The following is a 3,387-nucleotide window of genomic DNA, read 5'->3' as shown; positions in this document are numbered from 1 at the left end:
GTCAAACCTTGCGCAAAACTGTCCAGCCACTGACTAACCAACGCCGATGTCACCCCTTGGCGCGTCGTGCGAAACCAGCAGGCATTGCTTCGGCTCAACAGAGCGAAGCAGTTGACCACACTTCCGCTGGTGCTGGGCATCCCTACTTTCTCATCAGAGAATTGCCAAGCATAGGGAACACAGGGCAAAAGCGAAACACCGCTCTCGTCGCCGTAGAACAAATCAATGTGTCCTTGCTGGGACAATTGTTCCAAACGGGCTAGACTCGCGACTTTGAAGGCATATTCCTCAGGATCAGGAGCTCCTTTTACTCGCCTTCGAAGTCGCTTGTATCAGCAACAATGTTTTTTAAAAAGCGTTTCAAGGTCAGAGTACTGAACTCTTTGCCCAGTTCGTCTTGTAGAGCTTGCTGAGCCAAGCTAAGACGCTGACGATTTGCCTGGACAGCCCGACGCACTGCAGGTAAATCTTGCTGTGCATCGAGAATGGTTTTTCGTCCGCGTCCTTTCTTGATCTGCAAGCCTTCGATGCTCTCTGCTTGGTAGCGCTTCACCCAGCCATTGACTGCCATCATACAGCATCCCAGTTCCTGGGCGACCTCATGGGAGGGCTTGCTCTGGCTCTTGAGCAAGATCATCTGGCAGCGTTGTCGAAAGCCGTGACTTTTGCCGTATTTGAAGCCCTTTTCCAGAGCGTTACGTTCTTCATTTGTTAGGTCGAGGCGAATCAGTCGGCTCATGATGAGCTAAGTATAGCCTATTTCTGAATTAGTACTTAGCTGCTTCCCACCATCCTCTGAGGAGTATCGGCTTACTACTCGCGCGTCGGTGGTGCTTTTAAGTGGTGGTGACGACGCCTTGGTTGTGTACCTTTCTGCCTTGCCTGTCGCAATCATCGCCTGGTCGCTCCAGTACGTAGAACAAAAAAGCCGAGTGACGAACACCCGGCTTTGAGGAGAGGGAAAAGGTAAAGAAACTTACTTCCGACGGCGGCGGATTGCAACCATAACGGGAGCTAGTCCTAGGCTAAACAGAGCCAGTGTCGCTGGCTCAGGGATAACACCAAGATAGGTGATCTGGACAGGCAAGTTTAATGCTGCAAGACCAGGATCTGCAGGTGCTCCCGTTGTTGCAGTACCCAAAACGAAATTAGAAGAAACTCTAGCTGAGAATAAATTAGTTCCCGCTAAACCGTATGTAAGTGGGCTAGCACTAAGATGACCAAAGTTAAAATTTGCACCCGTTGCATCTGATGTGCCTGTAAATACCAGTCCTGTCCAGCTAAAACTTGCTGAGCCAGCACTTGTAGTAAGAACTAGATTCAAGTCAGAATTGACAGTTTTAGTTGTTGAAGGAAGACCACTTATAAAATCAGCACCAATAGCACTGGTAAAAGTCGAGGTTTGTAAACTAATTGGCGGACCGAACACAGGAAGTGCTACCGGGTTTGTTGTACGTCCGTAAACAAAAAAGTCGAAGCCGGAACTGCCAGACTGAGTTGTCAGACTTGCTGCGCTTACTGTCGGAGGCGTTTGTGCTATGGCCATTCCCGTTATGCTAAATACTGCTATGCCAAGAGCGGCTGATGTTAGTAATCCACGATTTGTTCGCATCTGTTTTACCTGTTCCCCTAAAAAATCCGAGAGCTTTTTGACGATTGGCATGCTTTTTGCATACCTTAATTATTACATTACCCGTCCACCTAGATCTTACCCAGATGGCAGGTTTTCTAAACCTGTTTGGCCAAAACTTCCGACGCATGCGCGATGGAAGCGCTTCGGCACGCTTGGCACACTCTACCAATTTTCTGTCTGAATGTCAAGTATTTCCCACAGTGAAGTTTTAAGACTTGACGATGAGGTTGACCGGATAGTTGGAGCCTGAGAGAGGAAGGGTGCGAACGGGGATGGTTTTTCGGGCGCCGGGAGCGAGCCGGAAAGTAGCCAGAACCGTCTCCGTGGGCATGTTGGTCTGGGGGATTTCTTTGCGCTGACCGTCTATTAAAAACACCGCCCCCGCCATGCCTCCCGCAGGCTCGAAGATCAGGCGGACATCCGCAGGCGCGGACGTGGGGTTATCGAGCGTGAGTTGGATGTCATAGAAGACGCCGTAGTTCCCCTCAAGAACCTGGCTGGAGTCCGTTGCGCTAATCGGGGAGCGGCCCACGGAGAAAAATCCCCAGCGTCCGCCCACACTGTGCTTCGCCGTCAGGCTAACTGAGGGCTTGGGATAGACATGGGACGACTGCCGATCTACCTCGCGAAGCTGGGTCTGGAGGCTGTCCGAGAGCGGTGTGGGGACAAGAATCTCCGCGAGGGTGATGGCGGAACCGGGAATGTCTGCCCCGACACGTACTAGGGGGGCACTGCCGGAGAGAAGTCGTAGCTGAAAGAGCCCTGAGATCGTCAGGTCGTTGGGGAGCCGGATGGTCTGGAGTGCCATGCGGCTATGGGCAGGGATCTCCACCACCATTCCTGAGTCGCTGGAGAAGGCACTCATGAAGTCGGAAGCGGCTCGGTAGCCCACCCAGACCGTATCGCGCACCGGCCCTGCATCGCCTCCCAGAACCTGAACCCGCGTTGGGGTGTCGCTGTCGTTGACTAGCTCTGCCACAAACCAGAGGTTCTGCCCGGTGTTATTAAGATGATGGTAGAGCAGGCGGGCTGTCCCCATGCTAAGTCGTGTCACAAAGAGAGTCTGTGGCTCTTTGATGCGCTCCGGGTTGTTGGAGAAGAGGAGGGCGTTGGTCTCCGCCTTAGGCAAGCTACGGGCAACCACGGGGATTTTCAGTGTCTGGCGCACGGGAAGCATGTCCGGGCCTGTGGCGGTGATCGCAATGGGCACGGTTAGCGACTTGCCCTGAGCGGGCGGGGGCACTGCCGTAGGCTCTGTTTCGATGGTGAAGCTGGCTCCCTTAAGGGTCTGCACCGAGGCGCGTGCACTGGCAAGCACGAGCCGTGAGACCTTCTCCCCTTCGACCCCTGAACCGGTGAGCACCACCGGCTGTGGAGCGAGGAGATTCGCGGCGTAGGGCTGCACCGCGACGGTAAACTTCGCACTCGCCCCCTCGCGGGAGACCACCAGGATATCGCGGCCCACCGACTTGCCCAGAAGCGTGATGGTCTTGGCCGTCAGATCCACACTCGCCTCCACGGGGCTGCCCGGCCCGCTCTGGCGCTGGATCGTCACGGGGCCACGCGCCGCGCCGCTGAACTTTAAAACGCGCTTCTCCATCCAGGGGACGATCTGGCCGTTATCACTCACCTCGATGCCTGGCACAGCCAGCGCCCGCCGCAGCGACGATGCCCAGCTCTCGACCAGGCTAGAGGGACGGCTCAGGCTAGAGGCCCTGGCCTCCGTTGGGGTTGCCATGGCAATGACTTTCCCT

3 protein-coding genes and 1 pseudogene are annotated in these 3,387 nt (G+C 55.0%); all 4 read right to left on the bottom strand.

Translation table 11 applies throughout. The annotated features are described in order from the left end of the window. Positions 1-254 (bottom strand): annotated as a pseudogene (locus tag RMO15_RS07025) (hypothetical protein); the annotation flags it as partial. Between the two features lie 53 nt (positions 255-307). After that, the gene (locus RMO15_RS07020; protein ID WP_309709752.1) at positions 308-739 is read right to left on the bottom strand and encodes a helix-turn-helix domain-containing protein; all 432 of its coding nucleotides are present in this window, start codon (positions 737-739) and stop codon (positions 308-310) included. 237 nt (positions 740-976) lie between these two features. Beyond that, positions 977-1,663, bottom strand: coding sequence for a PEP-CTERM sorting domain-containing protein (locus RMO15_RS07015; protein WP_309709749.1), 687 nt, complete (start codon positions 1,661-1,663; stop codon positions 977-979). A 178-nt stretch (positions 1,664-1,841) separates the two neighbouring features. Continuing rightward, positions 1,842-3,387, bottom strand: a 1,546-nt coding sequence (locus RMO15_RS07010) for a hypothetical protein (RefSeq protein WP_309709746.1), incomplete at its 5' end; no start/stop codon positions are given.

The sequence above is a fragment of the Armatimonas sp. genome (assembly GCF_031410135.1).
In the GTDB taxonomy this organism is placed as follows: domain Bacteria; phylum Armatimonadota; class Armatimonadia; order Armatimonadales; family Armatimonadaceae; genus Armatimonas.
The sequence above is the reverse complement of the archived record's forward strand: the minus strand, read 5'-3'. Positions and strand labels throughout refer to the sequence as shown.